General features: G+C 72.7%; 14 protein-coding genes and 1 pseudogene. 9 read left to right on the top strand and 6 right to left on the bottom strand.

The features are described 5' to 3' along the window. Together ETD96_RS17930 and ETD96_RS17925 are read right to left on the bottom strand one after the other, a co-directional pair. Positions 1–717, bottom strand: a pseudogene (locus tag ETD96_RS17930) (hypothetical protein); the annotation flags it as partial. Positions 718–808: 91 nt separating this feature from the next. Then, a complete protein-coding gene (locus tag ETD96_RS17925) occupies positions 809–2,314 on the bottom strand; it encodes a sulfatase family protein (protein ID WP_171069085.1) in 1,506 nt (501 codons plus the stop codon). Between the two features lie 110 nt (positions 2,315–2,424). Between ETD96_RS17925 and ETD96_RS17920 the strand changes: the two genes are divergently transcribed. Beyond that, positions 2,425–3,888 carry a family 43 glycosylhydrolase gene (locus ETD96_RS17920; protein WP_138637598.1) on the top strand — a complete coding sequence of 488 codons (1,464 nt, stop codon included), beginning with the start codon at positions 2,425–2,427 and terminating at the stop codon, positions 3,886–3,888. On the opposite strand, the gene ETD96_RS17915 is transcribed toward ETD96_RS17920, so the two are convergent. From ETD96_RS17915 to ETD96_RS17900, 4 genes are read right to left on the bottom strand one after another with little or no spacing between them, the layout of a single operon-like run. Next, the gene (locus tag ETD96_RS17915) at positions 3,870–5,513 is read right to left on the bottom strand and encodes a glycosyltransferase family 39 protein (protein WP_138637597.1); all 1,644 of its coding nucleotides are present in this window, start codon (positions 5,511–5,513) and stop codon (positions 3,870–3,872) included. The two genes, ETD96_RS17920 and ETD96_RS17915, sit on opposite strands and share 19 nt — an antisense overlap. Continuing rightward, a complete protein-coding gene (locus tag ETD96_RS17910) occupies positions 5,510–6,448 on the bottom strand; it encodes a glycosyltransferase family 2 protein (protein ID WP_138637596.1) in 939 nt (312 codons plus the stop codon). The genes ETD96_RS17915 and ETD96_RS17910 overlap by 4 nt, the downstream gene beginning before the upstream one ends. Next, positions 6,445–7,641, bottom strand: a complete 1,197-nt coding sequence (locus ETD96_RS17905) for a hypothetical protein (RefSeq protein WP_138637595.1) — start codon at positions 7,639–7,641, stop codon at positions 6,445–6,447. Before ETD96_RS17905 ends, ETD96_RS17910 begins: the two co-directional genes overlap by 4 nt. Then, a complete protein-coding gene (locus ETD96_RS17900) occupies positions 7,638–8,966 on the bottom strand; it encodes a hypothetical protein (RefSeq protein ID WP_138637594.1) in 1,329 nt (442 codons plus the stop codon). The genes ETD96_RS17905 and ETD96_RS17900 overlap by 4 nt, the downstream gene beginning before the upstream one ends. A gap of 134 nt (positions 8,967–9,100) precedes the next feature. Here ETD96_RS17900 and glf point away from each other — a divergent pair, with 134 nt between their 5' ends. The 8 genes from glf (at position 9,101) to ETD96_RS17860 (ending at position 21,111) form a co-directional block, all read left to right on the top strand. After that, entirely contained in the window at positions 9,101–10,312 is a 1,212-nt protein-coding gene (gene glf / locus ETD96_RS17895) for a UDP-galactopyranose mutase (RefSeq protein WP_138637593.1), read from the top strand. Then, positions 10,309–12,342, top strand: coding sequence for a glycosyltransferase (locus ETD96_RS17890; protein WP_240807783.1), 2,034 nt, complete (start codon positions 10,309–10,311; stop codon positions 12,340–12,342). Before glf ends, ETD96_RS17890 begins: the two co-directional genes overlap by 4 nt. After that, positions 12,339–13,208, top strand: coding sequence for an ABC transporter permease (locus ETD96_RS17885; RefSeq protein ID WP_138637592.1), 870 nt, complete (start codon positions 12,339–12,341; stop codon positions 13,206–13,208). Before ETD96_RS17890 ends, ETD96_RS17885 begins: the two co-directional genes overlap by 4 nt. Positions 13,209–13,262: 54 nt before the next feature. Next, positions 13,263–14,012, top strand: a complete 750-nt coding sequence (locus ETD96_RS17880) for an ABC transporter ATP-binding protein (protein WP_240807782.1) — start codon at positions 13,263–13,265, stop codon at positions 14,010–14,012. Between the two features lie 61 nt (positions 14,013–14,073). After that, complete coding sequence (locus ETD96_RS17875) at positions 14,074–16,737, top strand: HAD family hydrolase (RefSeq protein ID WP_138637591.1); 2,664 nt, start codon at positions 14,074–14,076, stop codon at positions 16,735–16,737. 13 nt (positions 16,738–16,750) lie between these two features. Next, positions 16,751–17,821 (top strand): class I SAM-dependent methyltransferase, encoded by a 1,071-nt coding sequence (locus ETD96_RS17870; RefSeq protein ID WP_205719329.1) that lies wholly within the window; start codon positions 16,751–16,753, stop codon positions 17,819–17,821. A gap of 92 nt (positions 17,822–17,913) precedes the next feature. After that, positions 17,914–18,804: a class I SAM-dependent methyltransferase gene (locus ETD96_RS17865; RefSeq protein WP_138637590.1), complete on the top strand. Its 891-nt coding sequence runs from the start codon at positions 17,914–17,916 to the stop codon at positions 18,802–18,804. 267 nt (positions 18,805–19,071) lie between these two features. After that, positions 19,072–21,111, top strand: a complete 2,040-nt coding sequence (locus ETD96_RS17860) for a coiled-coil domain-containing protein (RefSeq protein ID WP_171069084.1) — start codon at positions 19,072–19,074, stop codon at positions 21,109–21,111. The last annotated feature ends 589 nt before the right edge of the window (positions 21,112–21,700 follow it).

Raw genomic sequence — 21,700 nt, 5'->3', positions numbered from 1 at the left:
CTGCTGCGCCCAGGGGAACGGCTCCGCGGCCGGGGGAGCGCTCTGCGCGCCCGGGACCTCCTGCGCGTACGGGAAGGGCTCGGGTGCGGGAGGCGCCGGGGCGCCGGGCACCTCCTGCGCGTACGGGAACGGCTCCGGGGCCGGACGCGGCGGGGCGCTCGGGATCTCCTGCGCGAAGGGGAACGGCTCGTGGGCCGGCGGACTCTGCGAAGGCGGAGGCTGCACGGCGGGGGGCTGCGCGGGAGGCGGCTGCACGGCCGGAGGCTGCGCGGCGGGGGGACGCGGAGCCGGGACCGGCGCGGGCGGCGCCGGCGGCTGCTGCGCGTACGGGAACGGCGGCGGCCCGGGAATGTCGGTGGACGTGGCCGGCGTCGGAGCCACGGGGGCCGCGGGCGCGGGCTTCGCCTCGTTCTCCTGCTCGAACCTGAACTCCAGGACGGTGCGGTCGGCCACCCCGGCCTCGGGGGCTTGCGCCTCCTCGGCGGCGGGCGGTTCCGCCTCAGCCTCCGCGGGCGGTGCCGTCTCCGCAGGCGGTGCCGCCTCGGCGGGCGGTTCCGGGGGCAGGGCCTTCGCCGGTCCGCCGTCGCCGGGGAGCAGCGGACCGGAGGGACCGCCCTGGCCGTCCAGCCAACGCGGGGGCGGCGGGACCTGAGCGGGCTGCCCGGGGTCGGGACGCTCCGCCTCGTGGTCGTCGTCCGGATTTCCGGTTGGAGTCACGCCGGCTCTCCCCGTATCTGCTCACCCTGAACGTCGCGCTGCGTCGCCGCAGTCGTCAGCGATGATAGCGGCGCATAAGGGACGGAAGTCCTCACCGGCTCCGGCCGGCGGCGGTGCACTTCGCCCCCGCGCAGTGCGTCAGCGCGTACAGCAGGTCGGACAGGTGCCGCCGCCGCTGCTCCGGGAGCGTCCCCGCGATGTTGGTGAGCTCGTGCGGGTCCCGGGTGCGGTCGTAGTACTCCCGCTCGCCGGCGGCGTACTCCACGTAGAGCATGTCGTTCGTGCGGAGCGCGTTGTAGGTCGTCGGCGCGCCGGGGGCGGAGTCCTGCCGGTCGGGGTCCTCCGCGGACGGCGGCGGCTTGACGTGCTCGATGAGCGCCGTCTCGCGCCAGTCCGGCGGCGTGCCGCCGCGCAGGAACGGCACGAGCGACCGGCCGTCGACGGCGGGCGAGGGACGCGCTCCGGCCAGCTCCTGGAAGGTGGGGGAGAGATCGGTGTTCTGCGCGATCTGCGGGACGGTGCGGCCGGCCGGGACGCCCGGCCCGGTGAAGACGAACGGGACCCGGATGTCGGTGTCGAAGGCGGTCATCTTGCCGCCGGCGAGCCGGTGCTCGCCCATGTGGAAGCCGTTGTCGGAGCCGAACACCACGTAGGTCTCGCGGTCGATGCCCAGTTCCTTCAGTGTTGTCCGGATTCGGCCGATCATCTCGTCCACCGCCTGGACCATCCGGACGCGGTCGCGGAAGCCCGCGTCGATCCCGTTGAGTCCGGGCTTGCGCAGCGGAGCGTGCGACCGCAGCCAGGACGGCTTGTCGCGCACGTCCGCCTCGTTGAAGGACGGCGACCGCGGCGCCCGCAGGTCGGCGAACATCCCCGCGTGCCGCGGCGCCGGAATGAACGGCCCGTGCGGCGCGAACGTGGACACCTCGATGAAGAACGGCTTGTCCGAGCCCTGGGACCGCTTGATGAAGTCCACGCCCTTGCCCGCGAGCACGTCGGTCAGGTAGTCCTGCGGCGCGGAGCCGTAGTGGACGAGCCGGCCGTTCTCGTTCAGGTTGTAGTTGTACTCGGGGTAGCCGTTGCCGTTGACGTACCACTCGGTCCAGCCCGGCGGCACGTACGGCGTCGTCCCGCCCTGCTTCATGCTCGGCAGGTAGCCGTTCATGTACTTCCCGAGCAGGGCGGTGCGGTACCCGGCCTTCTGGAGGGCCGGGGCGAACGACATCTGCTCGCCGCCGTTCCGCTTGAACACCTCGAAGCCGCCGTCGGGCGGGAAGTTCGTCCGGACCCGGGTGTTGTGCGGGTACTGGCCGGTGAAAATCGTGGCGCGAGACGTGCAGCACAGCGAGTCCGCCACGATGAAGTTGTCGAACGTCAGCCCCTCCCGCTGCATCCGGAGCACCTGCGGCATGTGCGCGACGAGGTTCCAGGAGAGGTCGTCGGTGAGGACGAAGACGATGTTGGGCTTGCGCGCCCCCTGCCCCGCCTTCGCGTCCCCGCCGGTCTTCGCGTCGCCGCCGGGCTGGAGGAAGCACCCGCCGAGGGCGAGGACGGCGATCAGGCACAGGACGGCGGCCGCCCCCCGGTGTCGGATCAACGTCTTCCCCTCCACGATGCGGTCGCCGGGCAAGCGTAACGATTCGGACGCCGTTCCGCGCGTCCGGGCGGTTCGCCGCACCTGCGCCTTGTTGGCATGATGCCGGTGAGATGAGGAGACCGGGCGGGGATCCGCGGGCGCTCGCGCCGCTGGTGCCGCTGGTCGCGGGGGCCGCGATCAGCGGTGTGATCGCGCTGGTCGTCCTGCTGGCCGTCTCCTGCCTGCCCTCCTCCGGCGGGACCTCGCCGGGCTCGGCGCGCGGCTCCGCGCGGCCACCGCTGCCGAGCCCCGCCGGCTCCCCGGTGCCGCTCGACCCGCCCGGTTACTCACCGGTCAAGCCGGTGATCGACGGCTCGTTCGCCGACCCCACCGTGATCAAGGCCGCGGGGACGTACTTCGCCTACGGCACCAACAACGCGGACGCGGCGGTGCCCGTCGCGACGGCGCCGTCCCCGACCGGGCCCTGGCGCACGTCCGGCGACGCCCTCGCCCGGCTGCCGGCCTGGGCCGCCGAAGGCTGGACCTGGGCGCCCGAGGTCGTCCCGCCGCAGCACGGGTCCGGCCCCTACATCCTGTACTTCTCGGCCCGCCGCAAGGGCGGCGACGCGCAGTGCGTCGGCGTGGCCACGGCCACCGCGCCCGCCGGCCCGTTCGTCCCGGTGGAGGGCGGGCCGCTGGTCTGCCCGCTGGACCTCGGCGGCGCCATCGACCCGGCGTCCTACATCGAGACGGACGGGACGCGCTACCTGCTCTACAAGACCGACGCCCGCACCACGGCGGCGCTCTACCTGGTCAAGCTGAGCCCGGACGGGCTGCGCCGCGCGGCCGAGCCGAAGAAGATCATGGCGCGGGCGCCGGACGAGCCGGTCCTGGTGGAGGCGCCCGACCTCGTCCGGCGCGGGAACCAGTACGTGCTGCTCTACTCGGCGGGCTGGTACTTCCAGTCGAACTACCAGACCCGCTACGCGGTGGCGCCGTCGATCGAGGGGCCGTACCGCAAGGCCGGGCCGATCCAGTCGACCGGGCAGTACGGCGGTGCGGTGCAGGGCCCGGGGAGCGCGGACGTCCTCACCGACGAGACCGGCGACTACCTGGTCTTCCACGGCATCCTCGACTACCACGGCGGCTCCCGCGTCACCCGCGGCATGTACGTCGCCCGCCTCGGCTGGGACGGCGCCCGCCCCGCCGTCCGCGGCGTCCCCACCCGCTACGAAGCCGAACACGGCCGCCTGAACGGCTGCGTCGCCGCGCTGGGGCGGCCGCGCGCCTCCGGCGGCAGGGCCATCGGCCCGTTCAGCCAGGACGGCTGCCGCGTGGACGTCCCGGTCTTCGCGCCGACCGCCGGGAGGTACACGGTTCGGACGCAGTACGCGAACCGCTCCGGAGCCGACTCCCATCTGCAGCTCTTCGCGAACGGGGCCGCCGTGGCCGACCTGCGGCTGCGCGCGACGCAGGGCGCCGACTGGACGTCCGTCGCGGCCCAGGTCGAACTGGCCGCCGGATGGAACACCCTCAGCCTGCGCCGGTTGGGCGGGCAGGGCCAGGGACAGGTCGACTACCTCGACGTCCGGTAGGGACCGGTCCGCTCGTACAGGACGAGCCAACCGCCCGTGTACGTCCACCTGCCGACCTGCCGCCATGGTCCGGCGGCCTGCACGGCGCGCTCCCGGCGCTGGATGACCGGGGCCGACAAGTCGAGGAACTGGTGGCTCATCACCCACACCCGATCGGTGCCGGCGAGCTTCGGCGGCAGGTTGCGCGGGAACACGTCGCGACCGGTCAGGTTGGCCGCGCGCACCGGGTCGACGCGCATGTCGACGTCGCGAAGCCGTCCGAAGACGTCCGGGTAGGCCGCCGCGCTCCAGCGCACGACGCCCGCGAGATAGACGACGGCGTCACCGGGGCGCGCCTGGGCGCGGACCACGTCCGCGGCCTTCCGCATGTCCTCCGGCCGGCTGTCCTGGCCCCGGAAGTACGTGTGGTCTGGCAGGGACGGGGCGATGAGCGCGACCGCGGCCAGCGCCATCACCGCGGCCTGGTCGGTGCGGCGGCGGGCCGCTGCGAGGAGCCGCGCCAGCCCCGCGCCGACGAGCAGTGACATGGCGGGCAGGCAGTAGGTCGTGTACCGGAAGAAGAAGACCGGGTCGCTGACGAGCGAGACGACGACGAGCAGAAAGGTCGGCAGTACCAGCCACGGCAGGGCCACGGCCGGCAGCGAGACCGTTCCCAGCGCCGGGCGGGCGTCCGAGCTGCCGCCCTGTCCTCGAACGGCGGCGATCGCGCCGATCAGCACCAGAGTCACGACGATCCAGGCCAGCGTCTGGCCCCCGCTGAAGAACTGCAGTTGCGACCACGCGACATCCCAGGTCGGCTTCTGGATCCACTGCACCTGGACCTTCTGGTCCCGCGCGGCGAGCGCGAACGGCACCAGAGGCACCGCCGCCAACGCGGCGGAGACCGCCCAGCCGATCCAGGTCCGAGCCTTCGGACGGATCAGCAGGAGGGTGGCGCCGTGCGCCGCTAGCAGCAGAGAACCGTGCAGGTGCAGGAACCCCAGGACCATGATCGTGAGGGCGTACGCCGCGAACCAACGCCACGGGCGCCGCTCGTTCCGGTCCACGGCCCGCACGAACAGGTACGTCGCGAGCACGGCGACCGCGGCCGTCATCGCGTAGGAGCGGGCCTCCGCCGCCCATCGGGAGGTCTGCACGCCGACCGCCCAGGCCAGCCCGCCCAGGAGCCCGGCGGGCGTGCCGAGGCAGCGCCGGCCGATGGCCGTGATCCCGGCCGCCGCGGCCGCCATCGCGAGCGCGCTCGGCAGCCGCAGCGCGACCGCGCCTGTCCCGAACACCGCCACCCACGGCTTCATGATCATGTAGTAGAGGGCGTGGACGAGATCGAGGTGCTCGAAGACGCGCAGCATGTCCCCGTAGGACCGGGTCGTCATGCTGATCGTGGCGGCCTCGTCGAGCCATAGCGACGGTTTCCCGATGCCGATGAGGGTGATCGCGAGCGTCAGCGCGGCCGGGAGCAGCGGCAGCGTCCAGGGGGCCGCCGGACGCCGGCGGGCCGTCTCCACACCGGCCCGGTCGGCCGCGGCCCGCGCTCGTTCCGCGCCTTCGGCACCCGCCGGTGGCGCCTCGGGTTCCTCGCCGTCCGGCCGTTCGTGCCGTTCCGTCTCATGGGGGGTCGCCGTCATGGCGGGGGGACCTCGACTCCTATTTCGCGCAGCAGCGCTGGGGTGGGTTGCGGGCGGCTGGTGAACCCGTCCTTGAGCCCGCGGACCATGGCGCGGCGCAGAGCGCCCCGGTCCGAGGAGTTCGCGAAGGTGCGGGCCCAGCGCCGCAGCGTTGAGCCGGCGTAAAGGGCGCGCTCGGCCGGCGCCAGCCCCGGACTGCCGGTGAACAGCCAGACCTTGTTGCGGACCTCGAAGAAGAAGCGGTCACCGGGGTCGGCGTCCGCGCCGCCGAAGCCGCGTGTCTTGTGCACGACGACGCTGTCCGGGCACAGGACTCCGCGGCGGTCGCGCAGTAGCCGGGTGGTGAACTCGAAGTCGTCGTTCCACAGGAAGTAGTCCGCGACCGGCAGCCCGCGCTCCCGCACGGCGACCGCGTCGACCAGCACGGAGACGAACGAGGCGGAGCGGATCGGGACGCAGCCGGCCGCGCGGGCGATCCGGGACTCGGCGGCCGTGGCGCGGGGCTTCCGGCGCGGTGTGTTCATCGGATGGTCGCGGCCGTCCGTCCACACGACGCGGCTCGCGACCAGGACGGGCGGGCCGTCGCCCGCGGTGGCCCGCTCGCGAGCCGCGAGCAGCTCGCCGAGCGCCTCGGGACCCGGCACCGTGTCGTCGTCCAGCAGCCAGACGGTCCGTGCGCCGCCTGCCAGGGCGCGGGCCAGTCCGGCGCTGAATCCGCCCGCTCCGCCGACGTTGCGGGGCAGCACCAGCAGGTCGGCGGCCGGAAAGCGCTCCGCGACCATCGCGGCGGAGCCGTCGGAGGACGCGTTGTCGACCACGATGATCCGTTCCGGCGGGCGCCTCTGGGCGCCGAGCGCGGACAGGGCCTCGCCGAGGAGGTCCCGCCGGTCATGGGTGACGACCACCGCCGCGACGGGTCCCGGGCCGGGCGTCACCGGTCGCGCCTGCCTGCGGCGCGCCGGGCGGCGCGCTGCAGCGCCGGTGACGGAGCCGCGGCGGCGTCCATGAGCTGCCGCAGGTTCTGCCGGACTCCGGCCAGCTCATCGTGCAGGTGCGCGAGCCCGATGCGCTCGTCCGCGAGCGCCAGCTCTTCCAGCAGGTGCGCCGTGACCTCGACGGACGCGGACGCGATCTGCTCGTCCGGGACGTCGGCCGGGAGCATGGACGTCCCCGGCGCCGGTGCGGCGGTCAGCTCGTCAAGGTCGCCGGTCACGGCGTAGCCGGCGGCGCGGAGCGCGTCCGCGAGTTCCCGGGTGCGGCGCGCGGCCCACGCCGCATGGCGTTCGGAGAGGCCCATCCGGGCGCGTCCCGTCCCGGCGGCGAGGCCGTTCTCGACGAGGTGCTCGGCGACCACGCGCTCGTAGTCCGCGCCGAGCGCCGGGCCGATCTTCTCGTTCAGCCGCCGGAGCAGCTCCGCGGCGGGCGCCGGCAGCGGCTCGTCCTCGGCGATCCCGCCGAGGTCGCAGACGTCGTCGCCGATGCCGGCCACCGCCCGGAACCGCTTCCAGAGCAGCCCGGGGCCGCTGCCCGGCGGCGGCAGGGTGAGCACGTGGATCCGGTCCTTCGGTACGACCGACGCCCACGTTCCGAGGACGCGCGCCGCGTCGTGCAGGCCCCAGAACATCTCCCCGTAGGGCGCGGCCGCGTCCATGCCGCGCGCGATGAGGTCGTCGGCGAACCGCTCGAACGTGATGGTGTGGGCGTGCCGGATCTGCTCCTGCCAGTCGAGGATCAGCTGCCAGCCGAGGCCGCGGGTGGCGAACACCACGTGCACCTCGGCCGGCTCCAGCGCCGCCACGGCCCGTTCGGCCTGCGGCCCGGTCGCCCCGCCGAGCAGCGGCTGGGAGAAGACGACCGCGGGGCCGTCCCAGTTCCGGATCCGCTGCGCCACCCGGTCCCAGGCGCCCTCCCAGTCCGGGTCGCGCCGGCCGCCCCAGCTCATCTCGCGCAGGTCCATGACGGCGCCGAAGTGCTCCTTCGGGCCGATGACCGGGTAGCAGACCCCGGCGTCGCCGAGCCGCCGCCGGTTCGCCCACAGCACCCGGTGCAGGAAGTCGGCCCCGGTGCCGGGCGCGCCGACGTGGAGGTAGACGGACTTGCCGGATCGGTCGCCCATGGTCGTGCTCATCTCGTGCTCGTCTCGGTGCCGGACCGCCGCGTCCCGCCCTGGATCCTGCGGTACGCCCCGTGCAGCCGCCGGGCCGCGGGGTGCCGCTCGCCCGCGTCGCGGAGGGTCCGCTCGACGAGGGGGGCCGCGTCGCGGGCCATCCGCTCGGTGGTTTCGCGCAACTCCGCGGTCTCCCCCCGCAGAAGGCCGAGTTCGTCATGGAGCGGGACGGCGGCACCTGGCACCTCCGCAGCACGGTCACGCAGGTCCCGCAGGCGCAGCAGCACCGCTCTGATCGCGTCGGTGCCGGCGTCCGCCATCTCGGCCCAGCGCGGCTCGTCGGGCGGCGGGGCGGGCGAGGTTCCGAGAGGGGGACCGGATGCGGGCATCGGCATGAGTTCGTACAGGTCGCCCACCACACGGTAGCCCGCGGCGCGGATGCCCTCGGCCATCTCGACGGCCCGCTCGGTCGCCCAGGGGATGTGCTCGGCGGGCAGTTCGGTCCGCACCGGGAACGCGCGGTCGGCCAGCACCTGCTGCGCGAGGAGGAGCTTGACATCGTCGTTGTAGGCGTGCCAGCCGATCCGTCCGCCGAGCGCCTCGTTGAGCCGCAGCAGGAACTGGGTCTCGGCCAGCCCGAGCGAGGAGTTCGGGAAGGTGCGGGTCAGGTCGTAGTCGTCCGGGACGAGTCCGGTCGCCGCGCAGAACCGCCGCCACAGGAGATCCCGGGGCGCGCCCGGCCGGGGCAGGGTGACGACCTGGACGCGGTCCGGCGGCAGATGGGCGCCCCACCGTTCGAGCACGGCGACCGGGTCCTGCAGCCCCCAGAACAGCCGCGCGGACTCGTACGAGCGCCAGTCCTTCCGGCGGAGCGCAGCCACGAACTCGCCGAAGGAGGTCGTGAACCGGTTCTTGACGTCCTCCTGCCAGTGCGCCGGGATCTGCCGCCCGAGGTCGCGCGCCGTGAACATCACGTGAACGTCGGCGAAGCCGAGATCGGCCAGGGCCTGGCGGACGTGCTCCGGACGGGCGGGCGCGAGCAGCTCCTGCGAGATGATCACGGTGCCGGGCCAGTCGCGGGCCTCGTCCACGAGCGCGCGCCACGCCCCGCGCGTCTCCGGGTCGGACGCCTCGTTGAAGAAGGTCCGGCGCAGGTCGAAGGCGGCCCTGACGTGGGCGGCGAAGTCCACGCCCGGGTAGAGGACGCCGTGCTCGCGGAGCCGGTGCCGGTTGTGCCACAGCACGCTCTGCAGGAACGTCGTACCGCTCTTCGCGGCTCCTACATGAAGGTAGACCGCCGGGCGCGCACCGCCCTGCGGCGCGCTGCCGGGAATGGGGGAGGGCACCGCGGTCCTTGGGATTCCTGCGTCGGGTCCGATCGAATGCCGGGTATCTTAGCCGCAATCCGCACGAATGGACCGGCCGGTACCCCCGCGCGACCGGTCCACCGCTCCCCGCACGGCATGGATGGACACCCCCAGTGAATGTCGACCTCGTGGTGGCCGGTTCCGGATTCTTCGGGCTCACGGTCGCCGAACGGTGCGCCGCCGAACTCGGCCTGCGCGTGCTCGTGCTGGAGCGGCGGGAGCACATCGGCGGGAACGCCTACAGCGAGGCCGAGCCGGAGACGGGCATCGAGGTCCACCGGTACGGCGCGCACCTGTTCCACACGTCCAACGAGCGGGTGTGGGAGTACGCGAACCGGTTCACGGCCTTCACCGACTACCGGCACCGCGTGTACTCGACTTTCAAGGGACGGGTCTACCCGCTGCCGATCAACCTCGGCACGATCTGCGAGTTCTTCGGGAGGGTCTTCACCCCGGACGAGGCGCGTGAGCTGATCGCGGAGCAGGCGGCCGAGGTGACGGCCCCGTCCAATCTCGAGGAGAAGGCGATCTCGCTGATCGGGCGTCCGCTGTACGAGGCGTTCATCCGCGGCTACACGGCCAAGCAGTGGCGGACCGATCCGCGGGACCTGCCCGCCGAGACCATCGCCCGGCTGCCCGTCCGGTACACCTTCGACAACCGGTACTTCAACGACACCTACGAGGGCCTGCCGGTCGACGGGTACACCGCCTGGCTGGAGCGGATGGCGGACCACCCGAACATCGAGGTGCAGCTGGGCACCGACTTCCTCGACATGCGCGACGATGTCGCCGGACGGGTTCCCGTCGTCTACACCGGCCCGCTCGACGGCTACTTCGGCTACGCCGAGGGCGAGCTCGGCTGGCGAACGCTGGACTTCGAGCTGGAGGTCAAGCCCACCGGCGACTTCCAGGGCACCCCGGTGATGAATTACGCGGACGAGGACGTCCCGTACACCCGCGTCCATGAGTTCCGCCACTTCCACCCCGAGCGGACCGGCTACCCGCCGGACAAGACCGTGATCATGCGGGAGTACTCGCGGGCGGCGGGCCGGGGCGACGAGCCCTACTACCCCGTCAACGCCGCGGGGGACCGCGCCCGCCTGGCGGCCTACCGCGAACTCGCCCGGCGCGAGGACGGCGTGCTGTTCGGCGGCCGGCTCGGCACCTACCAGTACCTCGACATGCACATGGCGATCGCGAGCGCCCTCGCCATGGTCGACAACAGGCTGCGTCCCCATTTCACCGGGGGCCCGCGTCTTCTGGACAGAACCGGCCGGACGGGCGCGTCCCGCCGGACCGAACCGAGCGGGGGAACGGACGAGTGACCGGAAACGCCGAACGCGCCGAGACGCCGGGCGGGCACGGCCCGGCATCCGGGCCGCCGCGCGTGCTGCAGCGGGTCGTCATGCCCGTGGACCGCGACCTCGACGTCCTGAAGCTCTACGTCGAGGGCGAGATCGTGCGGGGCGCGGAGGCGCTCGCCGCCGAGAGCGGGCATCCCGCCGGGAGGGCCGGGCGGCGCGGTGTCGTCGTCCCGGTCGGGGGCCGGGTCTCGTTCGCGACCTACTTCAACGCGTTCCCGGCCGGGTACTGGCGGCGCTGGACCTCGGTGGCGGAGGTGGTGCTGCGGGTCCGGGTGCGCGGCCAGGCCACCGTGATCGTCTACCGGTCCAGCGCCAAGGGCGACGTGCAGCGCGTCGACTCCGTCCGGATCGACTCCGAGGCGGCCCGCGAGGAGACGTTCCGGCTGACGCTGCGCCCGTTCATCGACGGCGGCTGGTACTGGATGGACGTCCTGGCCGGGGAGCGCAACGCGGTGCTGGAGCAGGCCGACTGGTGCGCCGGCGAGTCCGCGTCCGGTCCCGTCCGGCAGGGCCGGGTCAGCCTCGGCATCACCACGTTCGACCGGCCCCGCTTCTGCGTCGACCAGCTCACCGCGCTCGCGGGCGCCCCCGAGGTCCTGGACGCGGTGGACGCGGTCTACGTCGTCGACCAGGGCACCAGGCGCGTCCGCGACGACGCCGGGTTCGCGGCGGCGGCCGCCGCGCTGGGCCCCCGGCTGCGCGTCATCGAGCAGGGCAACCTCGGCGGCTCCGGCGGCTTCTCCCGCGCGATGGACGAGACCGTCAAAGCCGGGACCAGCGACTACGTGCTGCTCCTCGACGACGATGTGGTCACCGAGACCGAGGGCGTCCTGCGCGCGGTCGCGTTCGCGGACTTCGCCCGCACACCGACGATCGTGGGCGGGCACATGTTCAACCTGTTCGCCCGCTCGCAGCTGCACGCCTACGGCGAGACCATCGGACGGTACCGCTGGTGGTGGGAGCACGCCCCGCACACCAAGCGGGAGCACGACTTCGCCCGGCCGCCCGACACCAACCCGAACCCCCGGCTGCGCAAGAGCGCCGGCAGCCTGCGCGCGACGAAGTGGCTGCACCGCCGCGTGGACGTCGACTACAACGGCTGGTGGATGTGCCTCATCCCCACCGACGTCATCCGCAAGGTCGGGCTGTCCATGCCGATGTTCATCAAGTGGGACGACGCCGAGTACTGCGTCCGGGCGGGCGAGGCCGGGTTCCCGACCGTGACGCTGCCCGGCATGGCCGCGTGGCACGTCCCATGGCAGGACAAGGACGACGGCATCGACTGGCAGGCGTACTTCCACCAGCGCAACCGCCTCGTCACCGCGCTGATGCACTCGCCGTACGAGCGGGGCGGGAACCTGCTCAAGGAGAGCTTCATCATCTCGGTGAAGCACGCCCTGGCCATGCAGTACTCCGCGGCGGAGCTGATGCTGTGGGCCATCGAGGACGTGCTCAGCGGCCCCGGCCACATGCACGCGGGGATCGCGACGAGGCTTCCGGAGATCCTGGCGTTCCGCGCCGGCTTCCCCGACGCGCGGAACCGGTCGAGCCACGAGGAGTTCCCGCAGGTCCGGCGGAACCGGCCGCCCAAGCGGGGACGCGGCTTCAAGCCGCCGAGCGGCACGGTGAACGTCCTGGCCAGCGCCATGCGCGGCGCCGCCAGGCAGCTGCGGCCGGTCGATCCGCGCACGCAGGGGAACCCGCAGCTGGTCGTGCCGCACATAGACCGGCACTGGGGTCTGCTGTCGCAGGTCGACAGCGCGCTCGTCTCCTCGGCGGACGGGACGAAGGTGGCCTGGTACCAGCGCGACCCGGAGCGCTTCCGGCGCCTGCTGCGGAGGACGACGCTGCTGCACGCCCGGCTGAGCCGGGAATGGCCGGAGCTGAGCCGCGACTACCGGGCAGCCATGGCAGAGCTCGCCTCCCCGGAGGCATGGCGCGCGACGTTCGAGTCGGCCGGCGCCGACCGGACCGGGGACGGGCCGGGATGACGGCCGCGCCGGTCCCGACGGATTCCGGGCTGCGGGCGCCGGGCGGCGACGGCGGCCTGCGGCAGACGCTGCGCAACCGGTACCTGCTGCGGCTCCTCGTCCGCCGGGAGCTCAGGGCCCGGTACAAGGGATCGCTGCTCGGCCTCGGCTGGTCGTACGTCCGGCCCGCCGTGCATTTCACCGTCTACTTCTACGTCATCGGCGTCTTCCTCGGCATGGACCGGCAGATCGAGAACTTCCCGGTCTACCTGTTCGCGGGCATGGTCCTGGTCACGCTGTTCACGGAGACGCTGCATTCCGCGACGCGTTCGGTCACCGGCAACGCCGCGCTCGTCCGGAAGGTGTTCCTGCCCCGCGAGCTGTTCCCGACGGCGTCGGTGCTGGTGTCGCTGGTGCACTTCCTGCCCGGCCTGCTGATCCTGCTGGGCGGGGCGATCGCCGCGGGCTGGCGCCCGTCCCCGGCGGGGCTGGGCGCCGCCGTGCTCGGGTTCACGATCATCATCGTGCTCGGGTTCGGCTTCGGGCTGCTGTGCGCGGCCGTGAACGTCTACTTCCGCGACCTGGAGCAGGCGGTGGACATCTCGATGATCGTCGTCACCTGGTCGGTGCCGATGATCTATCCGTGGACGCACGTCCAGACGCACGCGCCGGACTGGGTGCTCGACGTCTACCTCGCGAGCCCGCTGGTCAGCGCCGTCTCCCTGTTCCAGCGGGCCTTCTGGTTCCCCGGGACCCGCGGCGACTTCGCGTTCCCGCCCGATCTGTACGCCCGCGCCTGCGGGGCGCTGGCCGTGAGCCTGCTGGTGTTCATCGCCGGCCACGCGGCCTTCTCCCGCCTGCAGGCGGGCTTCGCGCAGGAGCTGTAGCCGTTGACACCCTCACCGCCGACCGCGCCGACGGCCTCGATAGTGATCGACCGCGTGACGAAGGACTTCACGCTGCGCCATGCCCGCTCGATCAAGGAGATGAGCGTCCGCGCGCTGCGCCGGCAGAGCCTGTCCGACCGGTTCAAGGCGCTGGACGAGGTGAGCCTCACCATCGAGCGGGGCGAGACGGTCGCGCTGATGGGGCTCAACGGCTCCGGCAAGAGCACGCTGCTCAAGCTGATCTCCGGGGTGATGCGGCCCGACTCCGGCTCGGTGCTCGTCCGCGGCCGGGTCGCGGGGCTGATCGACGTGGGCGCCGGGCTGCACCCCGAACTGACGGGCCGGGAGAACGTCTTCCTCAACGGCGCGATCCTCGGCATGGGGCACGCCGAGATCACGCGGAAGTTCGACGCCATCGTGGAGTTCTCCGGCGTCGAGCGGTTCCTGGACGACCAGGTGAAGTTCTACTCGTCCGGCATGTTCATGCGGCTGGCGTTCTCGATCGCCGCGCACACCGAGCCCGACGTGTTCCTGATCGACGAGGTGCTGGCCGTCGGCGACCCGCCGTTTCGGGAGAAGTGCCTGGCCCGGGTCCGGGAGCTGCGCGGCGAGGGCCGCACGATGGTCATCGTCGCGCACGACATCCGGATGCTCACCGGGCTCTGCGACCGCGGCATCACGATGCGGGCGGGGCGGGTCGCCTTCGACGGGCCGACGGAGGAGGCCGGGCGGCTGGTGCGCGAGGACCGCGCCGCCCGCCGTGCGGCCGCCGGGGACGCCGTCCCGGGGCATACCGGTGGATAGGGTGTCCCGAGCCGCGGCGGGGGGCCGCGCGCCGACAGGGGAACAGGGGAGGAGTGCGGCGTTGAGCACGCAGGAGATCGGCCGCCCGTCGCTGGACGATGTCCACCGCATCATCGCCGACAAGGGCTGTTCGGTGCTGTCCCTGGACATCTTCGACACCGTGCTCTGGCGCCGCGTCCCGCGTCCCACCGACGTCTTCGCCCTGCTCGCCTCTCGGATGCGCGAGGATGGGCTCTGCCCGGCCTGGGTGACGGACGCGACCCTCCGCCGGCTGCGCATCGCCGCCGAGGAGGCCGCACGCCGCGGCCGTGACGCGCTCGGCACCGAGGTCTCGCTGTTCGACATCTGGCGCGCGATGCCCGGCGGTGTCTTCGGCTCCGCGCCGCTGGAGCGGCTCGTCGAGGCCGAGGTGGCGCTGGAACGCGAGCTGACCGTCGTGGACCTCGACATCGCCGACGTCGTCAAGACGGCGCGGAAGCAGGACGTCCAGGTCGTTCTGGTCTCCGACACCTACTTCACCGAGGAGCAGCTCTCCCGGCTTCTCGACCGCCCGGAGCTCGGCCCGCTGGACGGTGTGCGGATCTTCCGGTCGAACCAGCACGGGGCCGCCAAGGCGTCCGGCCTCTGGGAGATCGTGCTCCGCGAACTCGGCCGCGGCCCCGAGCAGATCGTGCACATCGGCGACCACGAGACCGCCGACCACGAGGTGCCGGCGAAGCTCGGTGTCCGCGCCGTCCACTACCGCCGCCTCGACGACGCCTACCTGGACGTGCTGGAACGCGAGCGGGAACCCGTCGCCCCGTTCGGCGGGTACGCCCCCGACCTGGACGACCGGGACGGCGACTTCGGCCTCACCACCCTGCGCGCCAAGGCCGTTCGCTCCGGCGTCCCCTTCACCACCTCCGCGCTCGATGCCGCGTGGCGGTACGGCGCGGGCGTCCTCGGCCCGGTGCTGACCGGCTTCGCCGAGTGGGCGGCGTGGAAGGCGCACGAAGCGGGGACCCGCAGGCTGTGGTGCTCGATGCGCGAAGGGGAGCTGCTGTCCCGGCTCATCAACGAGGCCGCCGAGGCGCGCGGCTGGGACGTGCGGGCCGCACCGGTCTGGCTGTCGCGGTTCGTGACCTCGCTCGCCGGGCTCGACCCGCACGACACCGACGCCGTCCACGCGTTCATCAGGACCGGCTACCGGCTGACCGTCCGGCAGGCCCTCAAGGTGCTGGACCTGCAGCCCGGCGATGTGCCCGGCCTCGCCACCGAGCTGGACACCGTCATCGACAACGGCGACATCGCCGACCGGGTCGCGCGCACCCTCACCGAGACACCGCACCTGTGCAACCGGCTCGCCGTGACGGTCACCGCCACCCGCGAACGCATGATCAAGTCGCTGCGGAGCACGGGCGCCCTCGACGGACCGGACCTGACGCTGGTCGACCTCGGCTGGGGCGGCACCATCCAGCGCCAGCTCGCGCGGGCGCTGGAGATCGCGCGGATCGACGTCCGGCCCGCCGGGCTGTACCTCGCGACCGACGACCGGTCCGCGCGGGTGTACCTGGCCGGGCTGCGCGCCGAGGGCTACCTGGCACAGGCTGGGCATCCGGCGCACGTCGCCGCGACCGTGACCCGCAGCCCGGAGATCGTGGAGCAGTGCGTCAACGCGCTCTGCGGCTCCCTGATCGGCTACGGCGAGGACGGCTCCCCCGTTCTCGGGGAGACGTCCGACTCGCCGTCCCAGAACGCCGAGCGGCGGACCGTGCAGGACGGGATCCTCGCGTTCCAGCGGCTGTGGAACCGGTACGTGACCGCGTCCGGCGGCGAGTGGCCCGAGCTGGCCCGGCCCCGCGCGGCCCGCGACCGGCTCGCCAGGATCCTCGTGGCCGCGCTGGAGTCGCCGACCCCCGAAGAGGCCGCCGTCTTCGGCAACTGGACGCACGAGGACAACTTCGGCTCCTCCCTCGTCACCACCCTGCTGCCCGCGGACCTCAAGGCCGCCGTCCCGTACCTGTCGCCGGGCGACCTCGCCGACCTGCACATGCGGGACTCCTTCTGGCCCGCCCTGATCGCCGCGTCCGACACCGGTCTCGCCGCCATGGCGCGGGCCATCGCGGACGGCGCCATCACCGCGGAGGCGTTCGACCCGGCCGGTGAGGCCCACGAGACGCGGCTGCGGTACCGGACGTCCGACGACCGGTGGCACGAGCCCATCCGCCGCCGGGTCAGGATCAACCACAACGGGCTGTCGTTCGCCCGGCTCGACTTCGAGCACCACGACACGGTCGACGTCTCCCTCGCGATCCCGGGCCGCCCGGCGATCGTCCGGGTCGACTGGATCGAGGCGAAGGTGGTCGCCGGGGGCCGCCGCCGGGAGCAGGTGCTGCGCTGGGACCGGCCGGAGGACTTCGTCGGCCTCCACTACGCCGACTGCCGCTACCTCGGCGGCAACCTGATGGAGTTCGACACCGACTACGCCGCGGTGTGGCTGCCGCTCGCCCGCCGCGCCGGCGTGCCGTCGGTGTCCTCCGGGCAGCTCACGATCGCGTTCGCGATGCTGCCGCAGTCGATGACCGGCATGGCGCCGCACATGCCGGTCGACCGCAGGGCCGAGCGTTCGGCCCGCGCGGCGCGTCTCGCCGAGCGGCTCCGCGCCGAGTACCGGGCGGCCGGCGTCAGGGGCGTCGCAACCGGTGCCGGACGAGTGGCCAGGAGGAAACTCGGTGACGGCAGATGAGCACGGAGCCGGCGTGACCGGCTCCCAGGACGACCCGCACGGGCAGGCCCGCGCCGCCCGCGAGCAGCCGCTGCTGCTCCACTCGATGTCGGTGTTCCGGGAGTTGTTCGAGCTGGTCTTCGCCCGCCGCGACATCACCGCGGTCGTCGAGGTCGGCGTGGAATCGGGGCAGGTCAGCTCCATCTACGCCGACCTGGGGGCGGTCGTGTACTGCGTCGAGCCGGCGCCGAGTGACGACCTGCGCGTCGTCCTCGCCGAGGACCCGCGGCTGAACCTGGTCGAGGGCCTGTCTCCGGCGGCGCTTCACGACCTTCCGGTCGCGGACCTGTACGTCCTGGACGGCGATCACAATTACGCGGTCGTCCGCGCCGAACTCGACTGGATCATGCGGAACGCCCCGGACGCGGTGATCGTCCTGAACGATGTCCTCTGGCCGTCGGGGCGCCGCGACCTCTACTACCAGCCGACCTCGCTGCCCCCGGGGGACATGCACCCGTCCAGCACCGACGGCCCGACGGTCTGGCACGACGACCTCACCCCGGCCGGTTTCGTCGGCGACGGCGCGTTCACGGTCGCCGTGCACGCGGGCGGCGAACGCAACGGCGTCCTGACCGCCGCCGAGGACGCCCTCAGCGAGAATCCCGGCTGGCGCCTGGAGATCGTGCCCGCGGTCTTCGGCTTCGGCGTGCTGATCAACTCGGCCGCCCCCGCCGCCGGCGAGATCTTCGAGGCGCTGCGTCCCTACACGTCCTCGAAGCTACTCGCGGCGATGGAGAACAACCGCGTCGCCCTCTACACGCGCCTCCTGCAACTCCAGTACGAGGCCGCCGGGCACACCGCTTCGTCCAACCGCCTCACCGAGACCATCTCGTCCCAGCAGCGCGAGATCGAGGCCCTTCGCGGCGAACTCGCCCGGTCCAAGGCCGAAGCCGCCGCCCGGAGCCAGGAGCTGCGCGCCTTGCGGGACGCTCTGGATCGGCCCGTGTCCGACGCCGCAGGCCGCAGGCGGTCCGGCGAGACGATGGTGAATATTGGACGGGCACTGTCGCACTGGATGCGCGGCACGCCCGGCAGCCCGCGATGAGACCGGCGACCGGCGTTCCGGAGCGATGGCGAATAGTCGGCCGTTCCGGTGGTGACCGCGCTCTCCGGTGACTCGCAGCGAAGGATCTCGACATGACGGACTACATCGCGACCGTGGCGATGCACCAGCCCACGTGGGGCACGTTCCTCGAGCCCGCCCCTGACCTCGCGGACGTGGAGCACCCGCACGAGGCGCTGAGCATCCCGATCCGGGGCGGGCACCACGCCGACCTGAGGGCGTTCGCTGGACGCAGCACCGTGTTCGACCGCGCGGTCGCCAGGATCGAGAACCTCGACCTGGCGTACGAGGACCAGTGCAGCGCCTACCACTACTTCGACCTGTTCTGCCAGGTCGAGCGGTGCCGTCAAGAACTGACGAGGCTGGTCGATGTCGGCGTGTTCATGGGCGGCTCCGCCGCGATCCTCGCCGGATGCGTCGAGCCGATGGGCCTTGAACTGGACCTCGTCGATGTCAACGACGCCTACCTGCGATTCACCCACGAGAGGCTGCGGCGGCTGTTCCCGCGGGCCATGAACCGCGTGCGGATCTTCCACGGCGACCTGCCGACCTATGTGGCGACGGTGCTCCTCGCCGAGCCGCAGGCACGCGCGCTCGTCCACCATGACGGTGCACACGCCTTCGACCAGGTCGTCAAGGACCTCAGCTCCCTCTACTACGTCCGGGACCGGGTCCGGGGCGTGGCGATCCAGGCGACCCACCTCCGCGGAGACATCGCGCACCTGAACTTCGTGGACGCCGCCGTCCACGCCATGTTCGGCGTCGGCGTGAAGTACGAGCCACTCGGCGCGAACTTCCCTCCGGACGCGCCTGTGACCGTCCCGAACGAATGGGACGGCAACTACTTCCTGGCCGGCGCCCCGGAGGGCATGTACCTCCCCTTCGACAGCGTGGAGTGGAAGTACCCGCACCCGTCGATGGAACTGGAGACGTTCCTCCCGGTGAAGGCAGACCCCGTCGGCTGATTCCCGTGCGTGCCCCCCCGCATTGGCCGGGTGTGGCCAGGGGCCTGCGTGTGTGTTGTCTGATCTTCGGCGCAGGTGGGCGTTGTGACCGGAATGTCGGGGATAGGGGTGCATCTAGGGAGCTGTTCCCTTGAACGAGAGGCAGTGAGGCGGGAAGGTCTTTACCCTGGGACATGCAGGTAACCGACCGCAGGAAAACCGAACCCGGCAACCCCGAGGCGTTCCCTCCACTCCCGCGACTCCCAGGGGTCTCTCGACGTGACGGACATGGCGAGCGGGTCCGCGATGGCGCGGCTCACACAGGCCGACCGCGTCCACGTGGGCTGGCGCTATGCGCAGGTTCACCCCGATCCGGGGCCGCCTCCGGAGGCGCCCGAGCGGCCCGGCGGGGCACCGCTGCCGCCGCCGGCGCGGCGCCCCGGCGAGCACATGGCCGGCCGCCCGCTGCGGATCGCGGTCGGCGGGACCGTCGTGTTCATCGTCCTGTTCCTGGTATGCGGGCTGCTCGGCGTGATCCCGTGGGCGTTCGCCGGGGTGGCGCTGCTGGCGTGCCTGGTCGTCCTCGGCATCACGGGCGGCGGGCTGTGGCGGGACGAGCGGGGCGTCCGCGAACGGCTCGCGCAGGAGCGGTCTGAGGACGAGCGGCAGCGGGCCAAGCAGGCGAGGGAGCGCGAGGCCGCCGAGAAGGCGTACGCGAAGGCCCGGGCCGAATGGGAGCGCAGGCAGGCCGCGTACGAGGGGCAGCGCGAGTGGTACCCGGTCGCCGTCCCGCCGGGGGTCGACCGGCTGGACGTGGTCGGCGGCACGCTCGCCGGATGGTCGGCGGCCGTCACCACCATGGGCGCGGCCCGGCTCGCGGTGGGCGCGCGGCTCACCGTCATCGACCTGTCGGAGGGCGCGGTCGCGCACGACCTGCTGCGCCTCGCGGCCGACCGCGGCGACGACCCGCTGGTATGGGTGCTGCCCGCCGACCTGCCCCGCCTCGACGTGACGCGGGGCCTGAACCGCGAGGCGCTGGCGGACGTCCTGTCACTGGTCGTCAGCGCGGGCGAGGAGGAGGGCGGCACCCGGGACCTGTCGTTCGACAACTCCATCCTGGAGCGGCTCATCGAGGTCCTCGGTCCGGACGCCACGATCCCGCGGATCACGGCGGCGCTGCGCGTCCTCGCCCAGGTCGGCGACCCGCGCGAAGACCTCCGCAAGGGGCTGCTGAGCGACGAGCAACTGGAGCGCATCGCCACCCTCTTCGGCCGCGACGCGACGGACCGGATCGTCGTCCGGCGGGCGTGGGCGCTGGAGGCGCAGCTCCGGAAGCTGGAGAAGCTCGCGACCGAGCCCGTGCGGCTGCCGCCGTCCAGGCTGCACGTGGTGTCGATGGACCGCCGCGCGGGCGTCCTCACCAACCGCATCCTCGGGACGTACGTGACGACCGCGCTCACCCACCGGATCCGGGAGTCCCCGCCAGGCGGACGGTGGGACCACACCCTCTTCCTCTGCGGAGCGGAGAAGCTGCGCGGAGACGTCCTCGATCGCCTCATCGACGCGTGCGAGGCGACCGGAACCGGCCTCGTGCTGATGTACCGGTCGATCCCCGGGCACGTGCGGGAGCGCCTCGGACGGCGGGGCCACGCCGCCGTCGGCTTCATGCGGCTCGGCAACCCCGAGGACGCGCGGGTCGCCGCCGAGCACATCGGCGCCGGGCAGCCGCTCCTCGTCGCGGAGATCACCGACGCGGCCGGGGAGACGCTGTTCGACGTCGCGGGGGAGACCTACGCCAGCACGGTCGCGTTCGCGCGCCCGCGCGGCGACGGCCTCACCGACCCCGTCTGGTCGCCGCTGCCGGCGCCGGCCGCCGACGACTCCGTCCTGGTGGAGGGCATCAGCTCCGCGACGGCCTGGGGGCGGACGGTCGCCGACCGCCGGTCGGACAGGCAGCGCTTCCGCGAACTGCTCGTCGAGCCGCCGCAACTGCAGGAGCTGCCGCCGACCGCGATGGTGTTCACCCACTCCGGCGCCAGCGGCCGCCGCACACTGCTCGTGGACGCCAACCCCGGCATCATCACGCTGCCGACCGCGCATTCGATGGAGTTCGAGGAGTACCTCCGCGAGCAGCAGCGAGAACCGCTCCCCGAGGCCGAGGACGACGCCCTAGAGGAGCCGGGCGCTGCCGCAGACCCGCCGGAAGTCCCCGCACCCCGCCGCACGGCCCGCCACGCACTGCCCCGAGGCGCGTCGCGCCCGGCGCGGATCGTCCCCCCACTGAGACCCAACGGCAAACACAAGGCCGACCCACCGTCGTCCACCTGATCTCCGTCAACCACATCGCGCGCCGATATAGCGGGTTGATGGGTTGTGTCAAGGTGCAATTATCTGCCCGAGTGGACATGGGCACTTCTGGACACCCAAATCCCTTGATTCTCCGAGGCGGCTGGTCTAGCCGGATCTGTTTGGCGTGGTGAAGATCATCGTTGCGCGGTCGTTGTGTAGCGCAGCGTCATCTTTCAGGCGGTGGCGATTAGGACAAGACGCGCTGCGCGCCCTGTCTGGTTTACCCACTCGCCATGTGATCTGAGTCACGGTCGAACGGTTGTTGTGGGGGGTCTTCCTGGAAGTTGATCAGCGGGTTACCTTAAGGCGGCTTTAACAACCCTTTATGTGCGGGGGGTTCTTTATGGGTCGCCGTCGGGCGGTTGATGGTGCGCGTGGTGCGCGGTTGTCGTTGTGGCGGCGCCCGGTGTGGTCGGCGCGGTTGGCGGCTTTGGTGCTGGTGGCCGGTGTGGTGCAGGCGCCCGGCATCGCGTCCGGGGTGCCGGGGGCGGTGGCGCGTGCGGACGCGTCCGAGCCGGCGCCGGCGGGGGTCCGGCGGGGGTTGCGTCTGAGCGGGAGGCGGTCGCGG

Origin of the sequence: Actinomadura geliboluensis (assembly GCF_005889745.1) — a bacterium.
Classification (GTDB): domain Bacteria; phylum Actinomycetota; class Actinomycetes; order Streptosporangiales; family Streptosporangiaceae; genus Spirillospora; species Spirillospora geliboluensis.
The sequence above is the reverse complement of the archived record's forward strand: the minus strand, read 5'-3'. Positions and strand labels throughout refer to the sequence as shown.

What these genes read in the sequence shown, in the direction of transcription:
- ETD96_RS17860 (WP_171069084.1), top strand. Translation starts at nt 19,072, where the DNA reads ATGGCGAGCGGGTCCGCGATGGCGCGGCTCACACAGGCCGACCGCGTC.
- ETD96_RS17920 (WP_138637598.1), top strand. Translation starts at nt 2,425, where the DNA reads ATGAGGAGACCGGGCGGGGATCCGCGGGCGCTCGCGCCGCTGGTGCCG.
- ETD96_RS17885 (WP_138637592.1), top strand. Translation starts at nt 12,339, where the DNA reads ATGACGGCCGCGCCGGTCCCGACGGATTCCGGGCTGCGGGCGCCGGGC.
- ETD96_RS17905 (WP_138637595.1), bottom strand. Translation starts at nt 7,641, where the DNA reads ATGAGCACGACCATGGGCGACCGATCCGGCAAGTCCGTCTACCTCCAC.
- ETD96_RS17865 (WP_138637590.1), top strand. Translation starts at nt 17,914, where the DNA reads ATGACGGACTACATCGCGACCGTGGCGATGCACCAGCCCACGTGGGGC.
- ETD96_RS17915 (WP_138637597.1), bottom strand. Translation starts at nt 5,513, where the DNA reads ATGACGGCGACCCCCCATGAGACGGAACGGCACGAACGGCCGGACGGC.